23 protein-coding genes are annotated in these 22,948 nt (G+C 61.6%); 9 read left to right on the forward strand and 14 right to left on the reverse strand.

What is annotated here, in order from left to right; genetic code table 11:
• Positions 1–8: 8 nt before the first annotated feature.
• From AADW23_RS17875 to AADW23_RS17885, 3 genes are all read left to right on the forward strand, one after another.
• Positions 9–1,832 carry a M3 family oligoendopeptidase gene (locus tag AADW23_RS17875; RefSeq protein ID WP_341862299.1) on the forward strand — a complete coding sequence of 608 codons (1,824 nt, stop codon included), beginning with the start codon at positions 9–11 and terminating at the stop codon, positions 1,830–1,832.
• Entirely contained in the window at positions 1,829–2,791 is a 963-nt protein-coding gene (locus tag AADW23_RS17880) for a M20/M25/M40 family metallo-hydrolase (RefSeq protein ID WP_341862300.1), read from the forward strand. Before AADW23_RS17875 ends, AADW23_RS17880 begins: the two co-directional genes overlap by 4 nt.
• 84 nt (positions 2,792–2,875) lie before the next feature.
• On the forward strand, positions 2,876–4,063 hold the full coding sequence (locus AADW23_RS17885; protein ID WP_341862301.1) for a membrane dipeptidase: 1,188 nt from the start codon (positions 2,876–2,878) through the stop codon (positions 4,061–4,063).
• Positions 4,064–4,078: 15 nt separating this feature from the next.
• Here the strand turns inward: AADW23_RS17885 and AADW23_RS17890 are convergent, their stop codons facing one another.
• Positions 4,079–4,384: a DUF4389 domain-containing protein gene (locus tag AADW23_RS17890; protein WP_341862302.1), complete on the reverse strand. Its 306-nt coding sequence runs from the start codon at positions 4,382–4,384 to the stop codon at positions 4,079–4,081.
• A gap of 157 nt (positions 4,385–4,541) precedes the next feature.
• On the opposite strand from AADW23_RS17890, the gene AADW23_RS17895 reads away from it, so the two are divergent.
• Positions 4,542–4,730, forward strand: coding sequence for a hypothetical protein (locus AADW23_RS17895; RefSeq protein WP_341862303.1), 189 nt, complete (start codon positions 4,542–4,544; stop codon positions 4,728–4,730).
• A gap of 150 nt (positions 4,731–4,880) precedes the next feature.
• On the opposite strand, the gene rpoH is transcribed toward AADW23_RS17895, so the two are convergent.
• On the reverse strand, positions 4,881–5,777 hold the full coding sequence (rpoH, locus tag AADW23_RS17900) for an RNA polymerase sigma factor RpoH (RefSeq protein ID WP_341862304.1): 897 nt from the start codon (positions 5,775–5,777) through the stop codon (positions 4,881–4,883).
• 247 nt (positions 5,778–6,024) lie between these two features.
• Complete coding sequence (locus AADW23_RS17905; RefSeq protein WP_341862305.1) at positions 6,025–7,032, reverse strand: RluA family pseudouridine synthase; 1,008 nt, start codon at positions 7,030–7,032, stop codon at positions 6,025–6,027.
• Here AADW23_RS17905 and AADW23_RS17910 point away from each other — a divergent pair.
• Positions 7,031–7,345 (forward strand): DUF6476 family protein, encoded by a 315-nt coding sequence (locus AADW23_RS17910; protein WP_341862306.1) that lies wholly within the window; start codon positions 7,031–7,033, stop codon positions 7,343–7,345. The genes AADW23_RS17905 and AADW23_RS17910 overlap by 2 nt on opposite strands.
• 19 nt (positions 7,346–7,364) lie before the next feature.
• Here AADW23_RS17910 and AADW23_RS17915 read toward each other — a convergent pair whose 3' ends face one another.
• Together AADW23_RS17915 and AADW23_RS17920 are read right to left on the reverse strand one after the other, a co-directional pair.
• Positions 7,365–8,495 carry an amidohydrolase gene (locus AADW23_RS17915; protein WP_341862307.1) on the reverse strand — a complete coding sequence of 377 codons (1,131 nt, stop codon included), beginning with the start codon at positions 8,493–8,495 and terminating at the stop codon, positions 7,365–7,367.
• 203 nt (positions 8,496–8,698) lie between these two features.
• Positions 8,699–9,667 carry an AraC family transcriptional regulator gene (locus AADW23_RS17920; RefSeq protein WP_341862308.1) on the reverse strand — a complete coding sequence of 323 codons (969 nt, stop codon included), beginning with the start codon at positions 9,665–9,667 and terminating at the stop codon, positions 8,699–8,701.
• 123 nt (positions 9,668–9,790) lie between these two features.
• Between AADW23_RS17920 and AADW23_RS17925 the strand changes: the two genes are divergently transcribed.
• From AADW23_RS17925 to AADW23_RS17940, 4 genes are all read left to right on the forward strand, one after another.
• The gene (locus tag AADW23_RS17925; protein ID WP_341862309.1) at positions 9,791–10,228 is read left to right on the forward strand and encodes a cupin domain-containing protein; all 438 of its coding nucleotides are present in this window, start codon (positions 9,791–9,793) and stop codon (positions 10,226–10,228) included.
• Positions 10,229–10,241: 13 nt separating this feature from the next.
• Positions 10,242–11,723 carry an NAD(P)-binding domain-containing protein gene (locus AADW23_RS17930; RefSeq protein WP_341862310.1) on the forward strand — a complete coding sequence of 494 codons (1,482 nt, stop codon included), beginning with the start codon at positions 10,242–10,244 and terminating at the stop codon, positions 11,721–11,723.
• Positions 11,724–11,793: 70 nt separating this feature from the next.
• Positions 11,794–12,234 carry a cupin domain-containing protein gene (locus AADW23_RS17935; RefSeq protein WP_341862311.1) on the forward strand — a complete coding sequence of 147 codons (441 nt, stop codon included), beginning with the start codon at positions 11,794–11,796 and terminating at the stop codon, positions 12,232–12,234.
• A gap of 2 nt (positions 12,235–12,236) precedes the next feature.
• Positions 12,237–13,046 carry an alpha/beta hydrolase gene (locus AADW23_RS17940; protein ID WP_341862312.1) on the forward strand — a complete coding sequence of 270 codons (810 nt, stop codon included), beginning with the start codon at positions 12,237–12,239 and terminating at the stop codon, positions 13,044–13,046.
• A 158-nt stretch (positions 13,047–13,204) separates the two neighbouring features.
• Here AADW23_RS17940 and AADW23_RS17945 read toward each other — a convergent pair whose 3' ends face one another.
• The 9 genes from AADW23_RS17945 to AADW23_RS17985 all read right to left on the reverse strand — a co-directional run bounded on the left by AADW23_RS17945 (position 13,205) and on the right by AADW23_RS17985 (position 22,947).
• The gene (locus tag AADW23_RS17945; RefSeq protein ID WP_341862313.1) at positions 13,205–14,314 is read right to left on the reverse strand and encodes a Gfo/Idh/MocA family oxidoreductase; all 1,110 of its coding nucleotides are present in this window, start codon (positions 14,312–14,314) and stop codon (positions 13,205–13,207) included.
• Positions 14,315–14,384: 70 nt separating this feature from the next.
• Positions 14,385–15,554, reverse strand: coding sequence for an N-acetylglucosamine-6-phosphate deacetylase (nagA, locus tag AADW23_RS17950; protein WP_341862314.1), 1,170 nt, complete (start codon positions 15,552–15,554; stop codon positions 14,385–14,387).
• Positions 15,541–16,323 carry a glucosamine-6-phosphate deaminase gene (gene nagB / locus AADW23_RS17955; RefSeq protein WP_341862315.1) on the reverse strand — a complete coding sequence of 261 codons (783 nt, stop codon included), beginning with the start codon at positions 16,321–16,323 and terminating at the stop codon, positions 15,541–15,543. Before nagB ends, nagA begins: the two co-directional genes overlap by 14 nt.
• Positions 16,320–17,228, reverse strand: a complete 909-nt coding sequence (locus tag AADW23_RS17960; RefSeq protein WP_341862316.1) for an ROK family protein — start codon at positions 17,226–17,228, stop codon at positions 16,320–16,322. Before AADW23_RS17960 ends, nagB begins: the two co-directional genes overlap by 4 nt.
• A 2-nt stretch (positions 17,229–17,230) precedes the next feature.
• Positions 17,231–17,911, reverse strand: coding sequence for a putative N-acetylmannosamine-6-phosphate 2-epimerase (locus AADW23_RS17965; protein WP_341862317.1), 681 nt, complete (start codon positions 17,909–17,911; stop codon positions 17,231–17,233).
• A gap of 36 nt (positions 17,912–17,947) precedes the next feature.
• Entirely contained in the window at positions 17,948–19,123 is a 1,176-nt protein-coding gene (locus tag AADW23_RS17970; protein ID WP_341862318.1) for a YjhT family mutarotase, read from the reverse strand.
• Between the two features lie 65 nt (positions 19,124–19,188).
• Positions 19,189–20,112, reverse strand: coding sequence for a dihydrodipicolinate synthase family protein (locus AADW23_RS17975; protein ID WP_341862319.1), 924 nt, complete (start codon positions 20,110–20,112; stop codon positions 19,189–19,191).
• A 13-nt stretch (positions 20,113–20,125) separates the two neighbouring features.
• A complete protein-coding gene (locus tag AADW23_RS17980; RefSeq protein ID WP_341862320.1) occupies positions 20,126–20,953 on the reverse strand; it encodes an ABC transporter ATP-binding protein in 828 nt (275 codons plus the stop codon).
• Positions 20,950–22,947: a dipeptide/oligopeptide/nickel ABC transporter permease/ATP-binding protein gene (locus AADW23_RS17985; protein ID WP_341862321.1), complete on the reverse strand. Its 1,998-nt coding sequence runs from the start codon at positions 22,945–22,947 to the stop codon at positions 20,950–20,952. Before AADW23_RS17985 ends, AADW23_RS17980 begins: the two co-directional genes overlap by 4 nt.
• Between the last annotated feature and the right edge of the window lies 1 nt (position 22,948).

The following is a 22,948-nucleotide window of genomic DNA, read 5'->3' on the forward strand; positions in this document are numbered from 1 at the left end:
GAATTCCCATGCGCCTGTCGTTTCCCGCCCCCGCCCGCGATGCTGTATCTGACACCGGAGGCGCGCCGTTTGAAGGTTTACCGGAGTGGGATTTGAGCGACCTTTATGAAGGCCAGGACGCGAGCGATCTGAAGCGGGATCTGGATTGGTTGGAGGAGGCGTGCCGCTCGTTTGCCACCGATTACGAGGGGAAACTGGCTGATCTGGACGCGGCGGGTTTGTTGGAATGCACGCGGCGCTATGAGAAGATCGAGATGATCGCCGGGCGGATCATGTCCTTTGCGGGCCTGCGCTATTACCAGAAGACCACCGATGGCGAGCGGGCGAAGTTCATGTCCGACATGCAGGACAAGATCACCACCTACACGACGCCGCTGGTGTTTTTCTCGTTGGAGTTCAACCGGATCGAGGATGACGTCTATGACGCGATGATGGCGGGCAACGACGACCTGGCGCGCTACAAGCCGGTGTTTGACCGGATGCGCGCGATGAAGCCTTACCAGTTGTCGGATGAGTTGGAGAAGTTTCTTCACGACAGCTCGGTCGTGGGGTCGTCGGCTTGGAACAAGCTTTTTGATGAGCAGATCGCGGGTCTGGTGTTTGAGGTCGATGGCGAGAGCATGGGCATTGAAGCGACCCTGAACCTTTTGACCGATAGTGACCGGACGCGCCGTGAGGCGGGCGCGCGGGCGCTGGCCGAGAAGTTCGAGGAGACCGCGCCGTTGTTTGCGCGCATCCACAACACGCTGGCCAAGGAAAAGGAGATCGGGGACCGCTGGCGCGGGTTGCCCTCGCCCCAGGCCGGGCGGCATCTGGCGAACCATGTGGAGCCGGAAGTGGTGGAGGCGCTGCGCGATGCCGTGGTCAAGGCCTATCCGCGTCTGTCGCATCGCTATTATGCGCTGAAGGCCAAGTGGATGGGCCTCGACAAGATGGAGGTCTGGGACCGCAACGCGCCCCTGCCGATGTCGGAGGACCGGATCGTGGGCTGGGACGAGGCGCGGCGTGTGGTGTCGGAGGCTTATGCGGAGTTTGATCCGCGCATGGCGGAGCTGGCCGAGCCGTTTTTCACCGATGGTTGGATTGATGCGGGCGTCAAGGAAGGCAAGGCGCCGGGCGCCTTTGCGCATCCCACGGTGACGGATGTGCACCCCTACGTGATGCTGAACTACCTGGGAAAGCCCCGCGATGTCATGACATTGGCGCACGAGTTGGGCCACGGGGTGCATCAGCGCCTGGCGGCGGGGCAAGGCGAAATGCTGTCATCGACGCCTTTGACCTTGGCCGAGACGGCGAGCGTGTTTGGCGAGATGCTGACCTTCCGCAAGATGCTGGAGGGGGCCAAGGATGACGCCGAGAAGAAGGTGATGCTGGCGGGCAAGGTTGAGGACATGATCAACACCGTCGTGCGCCAGATCGCCTTCTACGATTTCGAATGCAAGCTGCACGACGCGCGCCGCAATGGCGAGTTGACCGTCGATGACATCAACGCTCTGTGGATGAGCGTTCAGGGCGAAAGCCTTGGTCCGGTGTTCGAGTTCATGGAAGGGTATGAGACCTTCTGGGCCTATATTCCGCACTTCGTCCATTCGCCGTTTTACGTCTACGCCTATGCCTTCGGTGATGGCCTCGTGAACGCGCTTTATGCGGTCTATGAGGAAGGCGAAGAGGGCTTTGAAGAGAAGTATTTCGACATGCTGAAGGCGGGGGGATCAAAGCACCACAAGGAGCTTTTGGCACCCTTCGGCCTCGACGCCAGCGACCCTGCGTTCTGGGACAAGGGCCTGAGCATGATTGAAGGCTTCATTGATGAGCTTGAGGCGATGGAGTGAGCGCAACTGCGGGCGGCGTGATCCTGCGCCGCCTGCGCGATGCGGATGGGTCTATGACGCTGGACCGCCGGCATTTTCTTCTGAGTGGGGCCGCTGCCGTGTTGTCCGGCCCCGTGGCCGCGCAGGCTGATCCGATTGCGGGGCTGGTCGATCAAGTCTCGACCGACGCGCTGGTCAACGTGGTCCACGGGCTGACGCGTTTTCCGACGCGCTTCACCGGCCATCCCAACTTCCCGACTGTCGAGGGGTGGATGCACGATCTGATGGCCTTGCAGGGGGATGTGACGCGGTTTGGGTTCCAGATGCCCTCGGGCAAGACGCGGCACAATTTCATTCTGGGCGATGCCAGCGATACACGCGGCGTGATCTTGATCGGAGCCCATTACGACAGCACCTCGGAAGATCCTCTGAACAACGCGCCCGGCGCCAATGACAATGCAACAGGCGTCGCGGCGATGCTGGAGGCCTACCGCATCCTGTCTGGCGCGGGGCTGAACAAGAGCATCGTCGCGGTGGCATTTGCGGGCGAGGAACAGGGGCTTTTCGGCTCGGCCGCATTGGCGGAATTCGCCCGGGCCGAGGGATGGCCGATCGAGATGATGGTGAACCTCGATATGTTGGGATGGCGCCCGCCCGACCCGAACGCGCCGATGATCGTGGAATACGACATGGGCAACGCCGTGGCGGGCAACGATGCGGCCTCAGTGGCGTTCGGGCGGCTGATGGCGAATGTCGCGGCGCAATACACGACGCTGAACACGACCCACGCGAACATATGGTCCAGCGATTACATGCCGTTCGAGGCGGCAGGTTTTCCGGCCATGGGCCTGTACGACGGCGGCGTGGCAAGCCCCCGTTACGGCACCAGCCGCGATATCGCGGAGGTGATCGACTTCGACCGGCTAGAGCAGGCGACGCGCATGGTTGTGGCCGGGGTGGCACGGTACTGCGGGGGGTGACGTGCCGTCCATCGCTGCCCTATCGCCCTTGCGCATGGGGCGTGGGCGTGGCTACCTTGCGATGACATCGCGGGGAGGATGAACATGCGGGTTTTTGGTAAGTTTCTCGGGCGGTTATTGCTGCTTGCGGTCGTGCTATTCGCGGCGTTTCTGGCCTTTGGGCCGGGCTATGTGGAATCCCAACGCAACGCCGTGAACTGGCAGGGCCCCTACCCGGTTTCCGATGACGCCGCCGCCCTGCACGAGTCGTTGACCATCGGGGATTGGCACGCTGACAGCCTGCTTTGGAACCGGGATCTGAACCGCGAAAGCTCCTTCGGCCATGTCGATGTGCCCCGCCTTCTGACCGGCAACGTGGCGGTGCAAGTCTTTACGGCTGTCACCAAGTCTCCGGCCGGGCAGAATTACCATGAGAACACCGCCGATGCCCGCGACAACATCACCACGCTGGCCATGGCGCAGCTCTGGCCGACGCGCACGTGGAACAGCTTGGCCGAGCGCGCGCTGTATCAGGCAGAGCGTTTGCATGGTTTCGCTGACGCCTCGGACGGCGCGTTGCGTGTCATCACCACCGAGGCCGATCTGGACGCGCTGTTGTCGGCTCGCAGCCAAGGGGTGCAGGTCGTGGGCGGCTTGTTGGGGATCGAGGGCGCCCACGCGCTGGAAGGCGATATCGCCAACCTCGACCGGATGGAGGACGCGGGCTACCGGGTCATCGGATCGCACCACTTCTTCGACAACGCATTGGGCGGATCGCTGCACGGCGTCGGCGACCAAGGATTAACGGAATTCGGACAAGAGGTCGTGGCCGAGGTCGTGGCCCGCGGCATGGTGCTGGACCTTGCCCATTCCTCGGAACAGGTGGCCCGTGAGGTGATCGCCGCCACGGATATTCCGCTGATTGTCAGCCACACGGGCCTGCGGTCGGCCTGCGACGCGCACCGCAATTTCCCTGATGATCTGATGCGGGCGATTGTGGCCAACGGCGCGGATCAAGGGGGCGGCGTGATCGGGATCGGCTTTTGGGCCGATGTGACCTGTGATGACAGCCCCGACGGGGTCGCCCGCGTAATTATGGCGGCGGTTGAAGCGGTTGGCGTGGATCACGTGTCGCTTGGGTCGGACTATGATGGATCGGTTTCGGTGGGGTTCGCGTCGTCCGAGCTGTCGGCCCTGACCGACGCCCTGCTGCGGGCGGGCGCGACGGACGATCAGGTTCGCGCGGTCATGGGCGAAAACATGCTACGAGTTCTGCGGGCACGGTTGAACTGATTGAGTAACGCGGCGCTAGTCCAGATCGGTCCAGGGCCAGGGCTTCACGTCCGAGGCCGCCGCTTGGTAACGGGCGGCCTTGGCCATCCAGATCCCCAGATCGGTGCCGAAATCGGCCAACCTCTCGTTCGGTTCGCCTTTGGAGACGGCAATCACGATGAACTGGATCACGGTGATCGCTGTCAGTACCGTGCTGGCAAGACTGAGCATGATGGCGATCAGCACCACATGCAGCAGCCGCTGCAAGATCGCGTCACGCGCGCCCTCGGGCTGTTCGCCGTTCACGCGGCCGTCTAGATTCTCGTCATCATTTCGGGCCATGGAAGGCGTCCTTTTTCAAGCGTCGCGCAGAGTTTAACCGCCCGTCCGGGCGGCGACCAGCCCAGTCACGCCTTAACCCTTGGCTTGGGCGGGCCGTTGGCTGATGCGCGGGAGGGTCGCTTTTACCAAGGCGAGTTGTACAGGGGTAACGGGAGGCATGGCGGTCACGGACATATCAGGCGTCTGCGCGCTGGGGCTGTTGCGCGGCGCGGGCAATGCTGAACTGCGGCAGGGCCGCGAGAAGGGCAAAGACATCTTCTTCAACAGAGCCCTTGGGGGCGGCTTTGGAGAGGGCGAAGAGGCGGCGAAGAATGGGGCGTGTCCAATGTTGTGGGGCGCTGTCTGAGCACAGTTATGGCCCCGTTCCCCCTGCCGCGAAAGACAGGGTTTCCCTACCCGTCCAGCCCCGTCCCTGCCATGAAAAAGGCCCACACGGGTGATCCGCATGGGCCTTTTGTCTGGGCACGCCTTGGGCAAACGCGCCCTGTCTTTTGCCTTAAGCGGTGGCCAACATGCCTTGTTCACGCGCCAGGTCGCGCATCCGCTTTTGCAGCTTCTCAAAGGCGCGCACTTCAATCTGGCGAATGCGTTCGCGGCTGACGTCATAGACGCCCGACAGATCTTCCAGCGTGACGGCTTTTTCCTGCAAGCGGCGCTGTGTCAGGATATCTTTTTCCCGCTCGTTCAGAACCTCCATCGCCTCGGCCATCAGGGCCATGCGGCTTTGGTATTCGTCCCGCTCCGCGTATTCGGTAGCTTGATCGGCGTCTTCATCTTCGAGCCAATCCTGCCATTGCGCCGTGCCGCCTTCGTCCGAGCCGACTGTCGCGTTGAGCGAGGCATCGCCCCCCGACATACGCCGGTTCATGGAGACAACTTCCGTCTCGGTCACGCCAAGGTCATTGGCGATCCGGGCGACGTTTTCCGGGCGCAAGTCACCCTCTTCCAGCGCGCCGATACGGGCCTTGGCTTTGCGCAGGTTGAAGAACAACTTCTTTTGCGCGGATGTCGTGCCCAGTTTCACCATCGACCACGACCGCAGGACGTATTCCTGAATCGCGGCGCGAATCCACCACATGGCATAGGTCGCCAAACGGAAGCCCTTTTCGGGGTCAAACTTCTTGACCGCCTGCATCAGGCCCACGTTCGCTTCCGAGATCACCTCGGCCTGAGGCAAGCCGTAGCCGCGATAGCCCATGGCGATTTTGGCCGCCAGACGCAGGTGGGACGTGACCATCTTGTGCGCCGCGTCGGTGTCTTCGTTTTCAACCCATGCTTTTGCGAGCATGTATTCTTCTTCAGGTTCCAGCATCGGAAACTTGCGGATTTCCTGAAGGTAACGATTCAGTCCGCCCTCGGGCGTTGGGGCGGGAAGATTTGCATAATTGGCCATGACTGGTTCCCCTCGTGCGATTGTCCCGATTTACGGGCCGGGCGCGTTGATGCGCTTTCCGGTATGATATGCCATGTAAATACGATTAACTTAAATTCAAGAGGTCGCGTTTACATTTCATGCACCGGCTATGAACCTCTCGGAAAAACAAGGCAACTGGCCAGGGCGCGCAGTAACGTGCATTTGCGCACATGTTACAAATAGCGACGACCCAACGAGGCGACGGTCTAGCCGAGAATTGTTGCGATTACGTTAATGCCGCCAGCAAATCGCGGAAATCATCTGGCAAGGGGGCCTCGAAGCTCAGGAATTCCTTGGTGACCGGGTGCACGAACCCCAGCGTGGCCGCGTGGAGGGCTTGGCGCGGGAAAGCGTTCAACTTCTCGGCCCCCGGCACCTTGGCGCTGACGCGCCGACGCCCGCCATAGGTCTGATCCCCGATCAAGGCATGGCCCGCGTGGGACATATGCACCCTGATCTGGTGCGTACGCCCGGTTTCCAGACGGCACGACACCAGCGAGACCGGGCCGTGGGCCTCGACCACACGCACGCGGGTCACGGCGTGACGGCCCCCGGTGAACAGCACCGCCTGGCGCTGTCGGTCGGTCTTGTGGCGGGCAAGTTGCGTCGTGATCTTCACGGTAGAGCCCTCAAAGCTTACGCCTTTGACGCCGCGCAGGCGTGGATCTGCGCCATCGGGGGCCCCGTGGCAGAGCGCCAGATATTCCCGCTCCATCGAATGATCCGCGAATTGCGCCGCCAGCCCGTGGTGGGCGCGGTCAGACTTGGCCACCACCAGAAGCCCCGAGGTATCCTTGTCGATCCGGTGCACGATGCCGGGGCGCTTTTCGCCGCCCACGCCCGACAGCTTGCCGCCGAAGTGATGCAAGAGCGCGTTTACCAGAGTGCCCGAAGGCGAGCCCGGCGCGGGATGCACCACCATGCCGGCAGGCTTGTTGACCACGATCAGGTCTTCGTCTTCGTGGATAATGTCCAAGGGGATATCCTCGGCCACCGTTTCCACTTCGGCGGATTCCTCGACAGTGATCGTGACCACGTCGCCTTCGACCACCTTCGCCTTGGGGTCCGTCAGAACCGCGCCATTCAAGGTGACGGCGCCCGCCGGGATCAGTTTGGCCAACCGTGTTCGGCTAATCGCCTCTGCCTCTGGCACGGCGCGGGCCAGTGCCTTATCAAGGCGCGGACCCGGCTCGGGTCCAATGGTAACTGAAACGACACGTGTGAGGCCGGACATGGCGGAAGACTTTCCCGAAGAAGACGGCCCCCTGCCCCCCAACCTGCGCTTCCTGCGCATGTTGGTGACGGTGCTGACCGCGGTGATGATCCTCGGCGTCATAACCATCGTGGCGCTGCTTGTCATCCGGTTGGGTGATAATGGACAGCCCATTCTGGTCCACCCCGAGGTGTTCGACATCCCCGAGGGGGTCAACACGCTGGGATATAGTGTGGTGGATGGCTACACGGTGATCGTCGGCGACGACCAGGTGATCCGCGTTTTCGCCAGCGATACGCGGGAGTTGGTGGAACAATTGGACCTGGCGCAGTAACGCGGGCGTTCGCGGGGGGTCAGGCTGGCAGACGGTCGCGCACCAATTGCGCCCAGAAGTCCCGCCCGATGGGCAAAAGCGCATCGTTGAAGTCATAGTCCGACGCATGGAGAGGTTGCCCATGCGCCCCGCTTTGCCCGTTCCCCAGAAGTAGGAAACACCCCGGCACCGCCGCCGAGAAATGGGCGAAATCTTCCGAAAAGCTCATCGGGTCACGGTCGCCGATGGCCTCAAGCCCCAATGTTTGCGCGGCAGAGATGACCGCTTGGGTCGGCAGGGCGGCGTTGATCGCCTCGATGAATTCGGTGTTGAACGTGGTGGACACGCGGACCCCATGGGCCGCCCCGATCCCTTCGGCCATCTGGCGCATCAGGCGGGCGACGTCTTCGCGATGCTCTGGCAGCCGCGCCCGCACGTCGCCCTTCAACACGGCACGTCCCGGCAACACATTGCGCTGCCCATCGGTCAGAAACTCGGTCACTGACACCACAACGCCCGCCCCGGGGGGCATTTTGCGGGCCACGATGGTTTGCAGCGCCTGCACAATTTCGGCCCCGATGGTGATCGCATCGCGTCCCACATGGGGCATGGAGGCATGGCCGCCCTGCCCCTCGACCGTAATCTCAAACAGGCTTTCACTGGAGCAGATTTGCCCCACACGGGTGGAGATTTGCCCAACGGGCGCGCCGGGCAGGTTGTGGATTGCGTAGATTTCCTCGACCGGAAAGCGGTCCAACACCCCTTCGCGGATCATCGCCTGTGCGCCCAGGCCATGTTCCTCGTTCGGTTGAAACACAAACACGACGGTTCCGTCGAAGTCCCGGTCCCGTGCCAAGGCCCCGGCGGCCCCCAGAAGCATCGCCATGTGCCCGTCGTGGCCGCACGCGTGCATGACGCCGGGCGTTTGCGAGGCATAATCGTGGCTGCTGGTCTCGGTGATCGGCAGCGCATCGATGTCGGCCCGCAGCCCAATCGCGCGGTTCCCGGTGCCGTTTCGCAAGACACCGACAACGCCTGCGCCTTCCTCCACCTCTAGCCCCAAGGCGCGCAAATGCTGCGCGATCAAGGTCTTGGTGGCCGTCTCCGCGAACCCAAGTTCCGGCGAGCGGTGCAACCTGTGGCGCAAATCTATCAAGTCCTGATCGGTCAAGGGAGCCTCGGGTATTGGGGACGGGGTATGGTCAGAACAGTCGCACAGATCACTGCAATCGCAAAGCAACATGCGCGGTCGTTTTGCATGGGTGCAGGTTCAGAGCGCGTCCCGAAAGCGACATTGACCGCGAGGTGGGAAAACTTGGGGCGCAGGTCAGTAGACAGAGCAAACAGTTCTGTGCCGGACGGCGTTGAAGGGCGTCAATTGGCGTCGCTGGGCGCATGGCCAAACAGCGCACGATAGTCCCGTGAAAAGCGGCCCAGGTGCGAAAAGCCGCATCCAAAGGCAACATCGGTGACGCTTTCGCGGTTGCGCCGTTTGCACAACCGGTAGCGCGCAGCGTTGAGGCGCACGATTTTCAGATATGCGATCGGTGACATGCCGAAGTTATTGCGAAACACCAATTGCAGTGTCCGCGGGTGCAGGCCGCTTGCAGCCGCTATATCATCGAGCCGAAGTTCACGGTGGTACTGCGTTTGCATTAAGTCGATCGCCCGCTTGAGCGGTTTCGTAGAGACGGGAGCTTTGGTGACGGCGAAGTATTGGCTGACATTGCTGGGTTGCAGGCTGAGCAAGCTGCTGGCCAAATGACGCTCCAGACAGAGGGTGTTCAGATTGGGCCTCGCACTGCTGATCGCGCCGGTTTCATATGCCTTGAGGGTCGAAATGACGGTGTCACGGAGCATCTGCCCCGATGACTTGCCAAAGTCGACAGCGGGATCAAAGCGAACTGAACCGGGCAGCTCTGCTCCTAGATTTTCGCGGGCAACGCGGTTCAGGAAATCCGCGTCGATCTGCACCATGACCTTGGTGCAATCGGCGGACCATTCCATGTCTGTTGGACGATCGGGGTTCAGGATGGACCCCGTCCAGACACTTGCATCCACGGTTTCATCGCGATGCCGAATGCGGGCCGTTCCAGCGACCGGAATTTGCAACAGATAGAAATCGCGCAACTCACCGGGATTAATGCGCACGTCGCCGCCATAGCCAAGCACGTTCAGAGAAATCTGCGTGCCCCGCACATGATTGTGGCGGACGTTCAACTTGCGCCCCCGGACCAGATCCAACCGATGATCGCAGTATTTTTCGGCAACCGAGGCCCGGGCCTCGGACAGGTCCTGTGTCTTCAAGATCGCGAAATCATCAAGGTAGGCTTGGGTCTGCATAGGCAAACGCTACTCGTTCTCTCAGAAACTTCAAGCTTCAAACATTTTGGATTCGCAATGTGGATAAAGCCTGCGGGCATCTTGCGGCAGTCTTGATCAAACACAACAGAGAGGGTTGAAAAAATGGAACAGGGCATCACGCCAAGCGCAGACGGGATGGATGGCAAAAGCTGGAATGTGGTGGGGCATACGTATACGCCCAAGCTGCTGACCCCGAATGCCTTTATCTGGCACGCACATATCCCGGACGAAACATTCGTGCCGCCGCACATCCACCCGACGCAGGATGAGTGGATTTACATGCTCTCTGGCAATCTGGAGATCGAGTTTGGCGGCGATGTCCACAAAGCGGGTCCCGGCGATACGATTCACATGCCGATGGGGGTGGCCCATGGCATCTTCAACCGCTCTGGTGCTGACGCGACCTGCGTTTTCGGCGTCGCCCCGTCACGCAAGTTGTTTGATCTGTTCGGATTGCTGGACGGTGTCACCGACCCCGAAGAGCTGGTGCGCCTTTCCGCAATGAACGAGGTGGATTTCCTGCCACCTCCCGCAGAATAAGGGGGCCTCAACGATGGTAACGCGAAAGAAAGTTGCAGTCATCGGTGGCGGGATCAGCGGATTGGCCGCTGCCAAAGCCTTTGATGAACGCGGCCACCGCGTGTGTGGGTTCGAGCGGAGCCATGACTTTGGCGGCGTGTGGGAATTGTCCCGGTCCTACCCCGATGTGCAGACGCAATCGCCAAAGGATCTGTACTGTTTCACCGATCACCCGATGCCCGATGATTACCCGGAATGGCCCAAAGGTCCGCAAGTGCACGCTTACCTGCATTCCTATGCCGAAAAGCACGATCTGGGGCGCCTGTTTCGCCTGAACACGGACGTCAAGTCCATGGACCGCCGCGCCGAGGGGGGCTGGACCCTGACCCTTGAGGCCGGAGGCCACGAGTGGACCGAAGACTTTGACTTCGTCAGCGTTTGTACGGGCCAGTTCTCGGACAAGAATATCCTGACCCATCCAGGCCAGGAAGAATTTGTCACGGCCGGTGGCAAGGTCATGCATTCGTCAGAATATACCGACCCAGCCGTTGTGAAGGGCAAAAGCGTGGTCGTGCTTGGCGGATCAAAGTCTGCGACCGATATCGCGGTCAATGCGGCCAAGAACGGCGCATCGCAGGTGACATGGGTTTATCTGGAGCCCGTCTGGCGCGTCCCGTATTTCGTCGGGGGCATCAACTTCAAGCGTATTCTCTACATCCGCGCCCAAGAGCAGCAATTCAACACCTGGGGCAAATCTGGCCTGCAACGGGCGATTGCCGCGGCCTTCAAGCCTTTGGTCTGGGCCAATTTTCGTGGCTTGGAGACTCTGCTGAAAGCGCAACTGGGCCTGAAAAAATATAACATGGTCCCCAAGACGCCGATTGAAAAGGACGTGTCGTGTTCCGTGCCGATTGTCACGCCGGGCCTGTTTGAAAAACTGAAATCCGGCAAGATCAAACCGATCCAGGGCACCTACGTGAAATATGATGGCAAAGACATCGTGATGACAACGGGCGACCGGGTGCAGGCGGATGTGTCGATCCTTGCCGTGGGGTGGAAGCTTGGCGTGCCCTATTTGCCGGACTCGGAGAAAGCGAAGTTGATTGAGGACGACGGCCAGTACCGTGTCTACCGTCTTGCCGTGAACCCGGACCTGCCGGACATGGGCTTTGTCGGTTTCAACTCGTCCTTCTGCACGGTCCTGTCGGCCGAGATGATCGCCAACTGGCTTGTGCGCTACATGGACGGGCAACTGGCGAATATGCCGTCCCAGCAGGATATGAACGACAACATCGAGATGATGCTGGATTGGAAGCGCAACGAAAGACCCGCAGCCAAGATCTATGGCGGCCTGTGTTCGGCCCCGTTCCACTTCAAGCATTTCGATGAATTGCTGGCGGATATGGGAGCCACGAAGAAAACCCGCTCCAATCCGCTGGCTGAGCAATTCAGCTATCCAAACCATGCAGCCTACGGCCAGTACCTGGCATCGACGCCGCAATATCAGGCTGGATAAGGTAGGCTGACCGCCAACGCGCGGCGGTCGGCCATTCAACGGCGCGCGCACACAAAAGGAGACACATCACATGACTGATCTGAGCAAAGGCATCACCGCCAACGGCGAAGGCACCAAGCTGAACATTCTGGGACAGACCTATTACCTCAAAGCCCATTGCGATTCGACATTTGCCTTTGAGACGAACTCAGAGCCGGGTCAGGCGGTGCCCGTCCATATCCACCCCACGCAGGATGAATTCATCCTGGTGCAGGAGGGCGAGTTGGACCTGAAGCTGGACGGCGAATGGACCAAAGCCAAAGCCGGCGATCTGGTGTGCATGCCCAAAGGCATTCCGCACGGGTATTTCAACAAGTCCGACAAACCCTGCCGCGCGCTGTTCTGGGTCTCTCCGGCGGGCAAGCTGAAAGACCTCTTCGAGCAGCTTCACGACATGACGGATGTGGAGGAAGTCGTGAAAGTCTCTGCCGCCCATGACGTTGATTTCCTGCCACCGGAGGCAAACGAATAGCAATGCATACGGATTGGGACACAGCGTTCAACAACATGAGCCACGTGGCAGGGTCGCACGCTTTGCCCGCCCACTGGGCCGCGGAGGCAGAAGCCTATCGTGACAGTGGGGTTCAGGTTGAGACCGATATCCCCTATGGCGACGCCCCCCGGGAACGGTTGGATATCGTCTGGCCCGAGGGGGCGCCCAAGGGCCTCGCTGTGTTCGTTCACGGTGGATACTGGATGCGATTGTCGAAATCGCACTGGACGCAATTCGCGCAAGGTGCCCGCGCCGCAGGTTGGGCGATGGCACTCCCCAGCTATACGCTGGCCCCTGACGCGCGCATTTCCGAGATGACCCGTCAGATTTCCGCGGCGATCGAAGTGGCAGCAACGCGCGTGGCGGGGCCGATCCGTCTTTCCGGGCACTCGGCTGGAGGTCATCTGGTGACGCGGATGCTGTGCGAAGACACACCGCTTGCGCCCGAGACCCGCGCGCGGATCGAAAATGTGGTGTCGATCAGCGGCCTTCACGACCTCAGGCCCCTTCTGCGCACGGCGATGAACGACACTCTGCACCTGAATGAAGCTGAGGCCGCATCCGAAAGCGCGATCCTGCATCGCCCTGTACCTAACGCCCGCATTACGGCTTGGACCGGCGGAGGGGAGCGGCCTGAATTCATACGTCAGGCACAATTGCTGGCGACCGTTTGGCAGGGGTTGGATGCAGAGACTGACCTTGTGATTGACAGCGTTCACCACCACTTTTCCGTCATCGAAGCCTTGAAGACCCACGATAGCCCCCTGTCCCAGAGGTTATTGGCGTTCTGAGGCACTATGGGCGCGAGGCGTCCGTCATCAGATAAAGGACGTCAGGTCGCGTGGGACAACAATGTGGCCTGGATACGGGAGGCTCTAGCACGCCCCCCGTGGACGCCAGCAAGGGTTCGTTAAAGACGGCTTCTTCTGACAGCGTCAATCGGGGCGACCTACTGCCCGGTGATTTCTGAAACGCCCACCTTGCGCCCCTCCTTGATCGAAAGGCTGAGGGCATCAGCCGTGGCAATCGCTGCGGCTGCCGCCGATCCATCAGTCAGGCCCGAGAATTCTTCGCTGATTGGCTCTCCAAGCATAAGCCCATGAAAATACTCAACTTCCATCTCTACGATGCCCTGCAACCAAAGCGGTGCCTCAGATGACGGATTGCCATAGACGATCGGGCCACTTGTCTTGTTGCCCGCGTAGATTTTCGACCTGTCGTCGTCTTCTTCCTGGCTACGGTGCAAAAGAAAACGCTCCTGTCGGTCGACTGTCTTGAGCTCTACGCCAGCCTTCTGCAGGTCGATGAAAATCGCGCCCTTGGTGCCTTGAATAAGCACGGAATGCTCTGGCCAGCGGAACGCCGAGCCATATTCCAAGGTGGCAAACCGATCATTTCCAAAGCCGAGCGTGATCAGCAGCAGATCGTCTTCATCCCCAAATTGCGGGCCTTTGTGCGCGACATTGCCGCCCGCCATGAAGGCCTCTGTGGCCGGGCCCATGATGGACTGCACGAGGTCAAGTTCGTGGATGTGATGGTAGAGATGGCCGCCAGAGAGGTCGCGCTTTTTCTTCCAGGACACCTCCGTTTGCACATCTTCCCAGCCGGTCCGCACCGCGCGGCAATACAGGATATCACCCAAGGTGCCATCGGCGATCAACGCTTTCGCGTGGCGCACGCCGTTCATGAATTGCGTGACGTGGCCCGCCATGAAAATTCGCCCGGCGTCATTGGCGGCGGCCAACATCTTCGAGCAGTCCCCGTAGGACAGCGCGATCGGCTTCTCGCAGAATATATGCTTGCCGTTCCTTGCGGCAGCGATCACCGGCTCGGCGTGGGCCCAGTTGGGGGACGCCACGACAACGGCGTCGATGTCATCTCTTGCACACAGGGCTTCGACCGAGCTTTCCTGACACGCGCCAACCTCTGCGGCGAGGGGGGCGGCGTTCTCTGGATCATAGACCGAGACAACCCGCGCGTTGGGTAGCGCGTGAAACGCCCGCCCCAGGGCCACGCCAAAATATCCTGTACCAACAATCCCATAGCCTATGTCTGGCATCTCTTCCGTCCTTCTATTCTGTTTCTGTTGACCGCGCGGCCCGCGCCCGAATGCACCTGCATTGGCAGGTTCAAGTCATTGTCTCATCGGGGAATTTCCCGTCGATCATGACCGCCTCCACCTCGAGATCATTGGAGAGGCAGGTCAAAGTCGCGCACCTGCCGGTGCCCAAGGTGCCGACCTCGGCCGCCATCCCAAGGGAGCGAGCGGGGTTGATTGTGGCCATCCGCAACGCCTGCGGAACACTGCACTGCGCATGGGTGATCATGTTTCGAACGCTGTCGATCATACTGATATGCGCGCCTGCCAAACGGCCTTCGGCGTTGGCCAGCCTGCCGTCTTCCAGCGTGATCTTCACGCCGTGCAGGTCAAATTCTGTCGCCTCTCCGGCCAATGTCAGCATCGCGTCAGTCACGAGGCACAGGCGATCCGGCATCAGGCGTGCCGCAATCGCCACGTTGCGCCAGTCGACATGGTGGCCGTCCGCGATGATCCCGGCAAAAAGGGAGTGGGACGCGAACGTTGCCCCCACGACGCCGGGTTCCCGCCCGGTGATCTGAGACATGGCGTTGAACAGATGCGTGACGCCCGTGAGGCCTTCCGCCTCTGCCGTAGCGATCTGATCCGCGCTGGCTGCCGTATGCCCCGCAAAGACAACTATGTCCGCCGCCGTCAGGCGCGCCAAGGCCCCGTCGGGCAGGGTCTCGGGCGCGACCGTCAGCAGGACAACGCCTGCATCGGCAGATGTCAGGGCCTCGATATCCTGATCATTCAGCGCCCGGATCGCGGTCGGGTCGTGGATGCCGGGGCGGTTGTGCGACAGGAAAGGACCTTCCAGATGGACGCCGAGAATTCCCGCGACGCCGTCTGAGATCGCATCGCGCACCGCGGCGATGGCCCGCAGGTAGTCTTGCCCATGCGCCGTGATGAAGGTGGGCAGGATGTAGGCTGTTCCCCCCCGCCGCGCGCCCGCTGCGATCCGATCAAGGGCAGGCACGTCGGGCTCAAAATTGAACTGCGTGTCACCCGCACCGTTGATCTGAAGATCAATGAACCCAGGCGACACGAGGTCAAATTCACGGACGCCGGGATCATGGGCATCCTGCGCCGTCGCCGCGCGGATCTGGGTGATACGCCCTTGTGCGATCTCAAGAATGCAGTCCGGGCGCAGGCCCTGGTCAACCCCATCATAAAGCTGCCGCGCGACGATGCGGGTCGCGCCTGGATCAGTCGAATGCACTGGCTTGCCCCTGCGGATGAACGGTTTCGTAGTAATCCGTGAAGGCCAGTGCGGCGGCGGCCTCTTGGTCAAGCACGATCGTGGCGCGCGCGTGCAGTTGCAGCGCCGAGGCCGGGCAGATCGCCGCAAGCGGGCCTTCGATCATCTTCGCGACCGCATGGGCCTTGGCCGACCCCGTTGCCAGCAACAGGCATTTGCGCGAGTCCAAGATCGTCGCGACGCCCGTGGTGATGGCATAGCGCGGCGTTTCCTCAAACGACGCGAAATATTTCTGATTGGCCCGCCGCGTGCTTTCCGTCAGCGTCTTGATCCGCGTGCGCGACCCGAGGCTGGCGGTTGGCTCGTTGAATCCGATATGCCCGTTTTGCCCGATGCCCAGCAGTTGCAGGTCAATCCCGCCCGCCTCGGCAATAAGCGCCTCGTAGGCGTCGGAGGCTGCCCGAGGATCAGCGGCGTCGCCCTTTGGCAGATGGGTGCGCGACGGGTCAACGTCGATATGACGAAAAAACGCATCCCGCATGTAGTGGTGGTAAGAGCACGGGTGATCCGGCGTCAGGCCGATATATTCATCGAGGTTGAAGCTGGTGGTCTGCGCAAAAGAAAGGCCCTCCTCCCGGTGGCGCTGCGCAAGCACTTCGTAAAGCGGCAACATCGTGCCACCCGTCGCCAGCCCCAGAACCGCGTCGGGTTTTTTCGCAATCGTGGTGGCGATGATGTCAGCGGCGCGCGCAACGGCGGCCTGCGCGTCGGGGAGGATCAGAACCTTCATGGGATGTCTTTTCGCAAATGGGCCGCCAGTGCACCGATGAGTGGCCCATCGTGTCCAAGCTCGGCGTGAACGAGCTGCGGTCGAAACAGAATTGGTTCTTCGCGCAAAACGGATTGCACGCGGTGGATATACCCCGGTGCAAGGCCGATGCTGCCGCCCATCGCTACGGTGTCCAAACCGAGTATGGCCGTCAGATCGCCGATCAAGGCTGCAACCGCTGCGGCAGAGGTCTCGATGATCCGGTCGGCCCAGTCGAGGCCTTCATCTGCGGCTGCAAAGACGGCGCGAGCATCCGTGTTCTTGTGACCGGACGCCGCGGCGGCGGCGGCGATGCCGCGCCCCCCCGCGATACTCTCAACGGTCGCCATTCGACCACTGCCGCAAGGTCCGCGGGCAAGGCGGCTGGACACAAAACCGATGTGCCCTGCAAGCCCGTTGGAGCTCGACAGCAGTCGGTTGGCGATCACCAGACCGCCTCCCACGCCAGTCGACACGGTCAGATAGGCAAAGTTCTCACTTTGGCTGCCGGAGCCAAACACGCCTTCCGCAAGGGCGGCGGCAGCCGCATCGTTCAGGCATGTGGCGCTGCCCAAGCGGGCCGTCAGCATCGACGCCAAGGGGACGTTCTGCACTGCAGTCAGTGTTCCCTGATTGACAGCATGCCAGATGCCCGCACGGTCAACACGACCGGCGACTGCCACGCCCAGAGGCGCGTCGTTGCTGTAGCCCAGATGTGTCAGCTGGTCTGCGATGGCGGCGATTTGCGCGTCGGGGTCGGCGTCGGGATCGGTCGTGACGACGCGGCGATCCACCACCTGACCGCCTTCTATGCGAGCGGCGGCAGTCTTAGTGCCGCCCAGATCAGCGGCAAACCCTGTAAGGGCCGCGCGTGAGATTGCCATCATGCTTACGCCTTACCTGCGTTCTTGACCGCGTCACCAAACCAGCCCGTGATATGCTCCAGCCGGGTCAAGGCCGTTCCCACAGTGACCGCATCCGCACCCGCGGCAATCGCCTCGTGCGCCAGTTCGGGCGTGTTCACGCGACCTTCCGCCATGACGAACGCCCCCAAATCCTTGAAGGCCCGAATGAGGTCGAAATCCACACCCTCGGCGCGCCCGGCGGTCTCTTCGGTATAGCCCGAGAGGGTGCTGCCAAGGATTGTAGCGCCCTGAGCCAAAGCGCGGCGGCCATCGTCCAGACTTGAGCAATCCGCCATGGCCAGCGCCCCTGCCCCATGGATTGCGGCAAGGATCGCCTCGGTCGTTTCAGGGCGCGGTCGATCCGTGGCGTCATAGGCGATAATATCTGCCCCCGCGTCCGCCAGTGCCTGCACGTCGGCCAAGTAGGGCGTGATCCTTACCGGGCTGTCGTCGAGGTCTCTTTTCAGGATAGCGATGATCGGAACGGAAACGACCTGGCGCGTGGCCTTGAGGTTCGCAACCCCTTCAATCCGCAGTCCGGCGGCACCGCCTGCCACTGCTGCCGCAGCCATGGCGGCAACAATTTCGGGCCGGTCCATTGGCCCGTCGTCCACCGGTTGGCAAGAAACGACGAGTCCGCCCCGCAAAGTTTCAAGGAGTTTCATTTCATATGTCCTTGCAGAATGTTGGCCTGGTTTTCATCACGCACGCTCAGATATTTCGGGGATGAGAGGTTCTGGCACCAAAGACGTGCAAGTCACCTGATCGCTTGGTTCATTCCATGTCAGAAATAGCACGTCCGTGCGGGCGCCTTGGTCCTGGTCTTCGCCGCCGACTAACAGCAAGCCACCGGGAACCTCAAAACTTGCGCCGTAGGCCAAGCCTGTCGGCAACTGCCCGGCGACCTGCCAATTGCCGTATTTTCGCGCGTAGATGTCCCGGTTCCAAACCTTCTGCAACCCACGGTGCGCATACCACTCGCCAGTCGCGGCGATGGCCCGCGATCCGTGAAAATTCGCGCCGCCCGCAACCAGCAAAACGCCATTTGCGTGGCCGGCAAAGGCGCCGGCAAGGCCATCTTGCATCCCACGGCCCGCGAGCGGCGGGATCGGGTCTTGCTCGGTCCACACCACCCCATCGCGCTGAAACCTGATCCGTTTGACCTGGGGGGTGCGCAAGCCGGGTTTGATCTCGCCGTTGATAAGCTCCACACCGTTTGGCACCGCAACACAGGACGCGCCCGTGTTCGGCAGGTATGGATTGTCGCCGAGGTCCGACCATGCGTTTGCCGAAATGGAATAGACCCTCAGCTTGGCATTCCACTTGTGGTTTTCGGGGGGCATGGACATGAAGGCTTCAAGGGTCTCATGCCAGTGCTCTGGGTTGCTTTCGGCATCCTCGGATGCCGCCGTCACCATGAAGGTGTCAAAAACCCTGGTGTTGACGCCCCCAACCAATCCGATTCTGTCGTCATCAAGCGCAAATGCAGACGCGCCGAGCAAGCCGGTTGGCGTTTTCGTGTCCACGTTGGTCCAGACATCGGTGGCTGGATCAAACATGAAAACATCTTGCAGCACGCGCGGGGCGACGGCATCTGGCGGGTCTATCCCCAACCCGGAAAAGACATAGAGCCGACCGCCGACCGTTGCGCACGCGGCGCCATCGCGTTTGGGGCCGGGGAATGGGGCCACTTCCACCCACCCCGAACTTAGTGCATCGAGGTCCAAAGCGTACATCGACTGCCCGGCAGAACCGAGGCCGATAAACAGACGCCGCCCCGCCTGCCCCGACACGCCATTCTTGATGCCTTGTGGCAGCTTCGGCCAGGCGACGGGACCCGCAAATTTTGATGTGTCAGCAGCCAGCAGAGAATTCACAGACGCCCTCTTTCGTATGAAGCGCAGACGCGGACAGGGCCCGCACCTGCGTGATGCAGTTGCTGCTAGTCGAGCAATCCTGCGTCTTTCACGATCACGCGGATCTGCTCCAGCACCTTGTCGTCAAGCGGTTTCAACGGCGCAGTCATCGTCGCGGTAGAGATCAACCCACGCAAAGCCATAGCCGCTTTGAATGCGCCAACGCCCGCTGCATCGCCGGAACGTCCTGTGGGGCAAAACACGATCTCGAACAGGCGATTGATGCGTTCTTGTTCCTCGGTCGCCGTGTTCACGTCGCGGGCCTTGGCTGCCTTCCACAACCGCACGTAAGCGCTCGCATCCACGTTGGCGAGGCCCGGAACGGCGCCATCGGCGCCCGCAAATCCCATGGCGTCGACCATCACTTCGTGGCCGGTGAACAGCGAAAGCGGGTGGCCCGCCGCGTCGTTCATCGCAATCAGACGGCGGAAGCTGACATCGTCACCCGAGGAATCCTTGACCCCCACAATGACGCCTTCGCGGCCCAGATCGACCAGCAGGTCAGGTGACAGTTTGCGGCAACCGCGTGCGGGGATATCATAGGCGAAGAGCGGTGCATTGATGGCGGCGTGGATCATGCGGAAGTGGTCCGCAATCTCGCCCTCATCGCTGATCGCATAAATCGGAGCGGTGGCAACGATGGCATCCGCGCCGACCTCCAGAAACGCCTTCGCGCTGTCGGCGACACGGGCAGCGGTCAGCTCGATCGCACCGGCCAGAACCGGCACCCGGCCAGCGGTCGTATCGCAGACGGTTTTCATCACCGCGAGGCGGTCGGCATCGGTCAGGTAAGCTACTTGGCCCGTGGACCCCAACGGGAAAAGCCCATTGACGCCCGCGTCGATCAAATGCTCGACCAGCTTCGCCAGATCGTCATGGTTGACTGTGCCGTCGGCGTTGAGCGGTGTAACAATCGGCGGGATGATGCCGTGGTAAGATGCAGTAGTCATGTTGTTCCGGATCTTAGGTTGAGGGTTGGGATGTGACGTGCAGCAGGCTGGGGGCGGCCCCAAGCAGCGTGCGGGTGTAGTCTTGGCTGGGGTTGTTAAGAACCTCGGCCCCGGTGCCGTATTCGACAATCTTGCCACCGCGCATCACGGCGATGTCGTCGGCGATATGGCGCACGGTCTGGATATCGTGGGAAATGAACACCATCCCAAGGTCCAGCTCGGTTTTCAGGTCTTGCAACAGGTTCAGGATCTGCGCGCGCACAGAGACGTCCAGCGCCGAGGTCGGCTCGTCCGCGACGATCACCTGCGGCTCCAGCGCAAGGGCGCGCGCGATGGCCACGCGCTGCCGCTGCCCCCCCGAGAGCTGCGCCGGGATGGCATCCAGCACCGATTGCGGCAGGCCGACTTTGGAGATCAGGTCCGACACGCGGGCGCGGCGGCTGGCGTCGTCGCCGATGCCGTGCACTTCGAGCGGGTCCATCAGGGCATCCCGCACGAGCATCCGGCCATTGAGCGCCGTCGCCGGGTCCTGAAACACCACCGAGACGACGCGCCCGATTTTGCGGCGTGTGGCGGCGTCAAATTTGCGGACCTCTTCGCCGCCGAACAAAACCTGCCCCTCGCTGGGTTGCTGGAGGCCGATCAGGACCTTGGCGGCGGTGGATTTGCCCGAGCCCGACTCGCCCACGATCCCGAGGGTCTTACCCTTGCGCACGGCAAGCGTCACATCGTCGACCGCGCGCAGGTAGACAGGTTTGCTGATGCCCGAGGCACGCACTCGGAAGTCGACGGCGACGTTGCGCAACTCGATCACGGCAGGTGTGCTGACTTGGGTGTTCATGCGACATCCCCCCTCGGCTGGACAAGTTCATCATCGGGATGTGCGGCGTAGAAATGCTCTGTCCCTGGAACTTGACGTGTGACCAGCGTGACGCCCGCGTTGCGTTCGGGATTGGAGGAGCGCGGCGCGAAACGGTCGCCCTTGGGGAATTCGCGCGGGGAAGGCACGGTGCCACGGACCTGGTGCAAGCGCTCGGCCCCGGCCTCGATACTGAGGACCGCGCCCAGTAGACCACGTGTGTATTCGTGGATGGGCTGCGTAAGAATATCGAAATTCGGCCCCTGTTCGACAATCTGACCCGCGTACATGACCGCAATCCGATGCGAGATTTCAGCCACAAGCGCGAGGTCGTGGGACACGAAGATCATCGCAAACCCCAGTTCCTGCCGCAGCTTATCGAGCAGTTCGACAACCTGTTTTTGCACCGTCACGTCAAGCGCGGTCGTGGGTTCATCCGCGATGACCAGCTTGGGATCACGGGTCAGAGCCATGGCGATCAACACGCGCTGACGCTGGCCGCCGGACAGTTCGTGCGGGTAGGAACTCAACGTGCGCTCGGCGTCCAGCCCCACCAGTTCCAAAAGATCCTCGGCGGTGCGTGTGCCGCCGCGTGACGTCAACTGGTTCATCTGCGCCCGGATGATCATCGCCGGGTTCAGCGACGACAACGCATCCTGATAGACCATCGCTATCCCCTTGCCGCGCAGGGCGTTGCGTTCACTTTCATTCATGGTCAGCAGGTTCTTGCCCTCGAACAAGATCTCGCCCTTGATCCGCGCGCGCGGGTCCAGAAGCCCCATGACGACAAGCGAAGTGATCGACTTGCCACAGCCGGATTCCCCCACCAGCGCCAGCGTTTCACCGGGGCGAACGGAAAACGAAATGTCATCGACCACATCCACATCGCCGTGGCGCGGGAAGGCGATGCTGAGGTTCTTGACCTCGAGCAGAGGCGGCACGTCTGCGTCAAACTTCGGGCGGTCGGTGCGGGTCATCTCGACCGCGCGCAACTCATCAAGGCGTTGTTGCAAGGCCACTTCGGGGTCCACCTTCAGGGCCTCAACGGCCTTGGGGCCTTCCAACTGGTCTACGGCGGCCTCAACGGCGGTGGCATCCACCTGCTTGCGGGCACGGGGCGCGGCCATGGCGTCGGTCATGCCCTCGGCCAGGATGTTGAGCGCCAGAACCGTGGTCGTGATCAGCACACCGGCGAAGAACGTCGGCCACCAGCTGCCCGACAGCACCAACTGTCGGCCTGCCGCCATGACGTTGCCCCAGGACGGCTCTGGATCCGGCACACCCGCTTGAATGAAGGAGAGCGACGCTTCGAACACGATGGCATCGGCGACCAGAACGGTGGCGAAGACAAGGATCGGGGCCAGGCAGTTGCGCGCGACATGTTTGATCAGGATGCGGTGGGTTGGCGCGCCCATGACGCGGACGGCGGCCACGTAATCCTCGCCGTATTGACCGATGATATTGGCCCGGATCACGCGGGTCAGCTGTGGCACGTAGAGGAACGCGATGGTCAGGACCAACACGATCAGCGACTGGCCAAAGACCGACACGAACACGACGGCCAGTGCGATGCCGGGGAAGGACATGACCATATCCAGCATCCGCATCAAAACCTCGGCGACCCATTTGTCGGCCGTGGCCGCGATCGCGCCCAGAACGGCGGCGACGACCAAGGCGACGGCGGTGGCACCCAAGCCGATGATCAGCGAGTAACTGGCGCCGTAGAGCAGCCGCGAATAGATATCGCGCCCCTGCCTGTCGGTGCCGAACCAATGGGTGCCATCGGGCGCAGCCGGGCCGCGCGTCAGACCGGTCGCCAGCGGATCGAAGGTCGCGATCAAGGGCGCGAAGACAGCGGCAAGGCACACGGTCGCAATGATCCCGAGCGCGATCTTTGACGCGGTGGGCAAATTGCGCAGGAGGCTCAGCGTCAGTTTGGTCGTCGAGAGCTTTTCGGTCAGTTCAGATCTGATCATT

The organism is Gymnodinialimonas sp. 57CJ19, assembly GCF_038396845.1.
Taxonomy (GTDB): Bacteria; Pseudomonadota; Alphaproteobacteria; order Rhodobacterales; family Rhodobacteraceae; genus Gymnodinialimonas.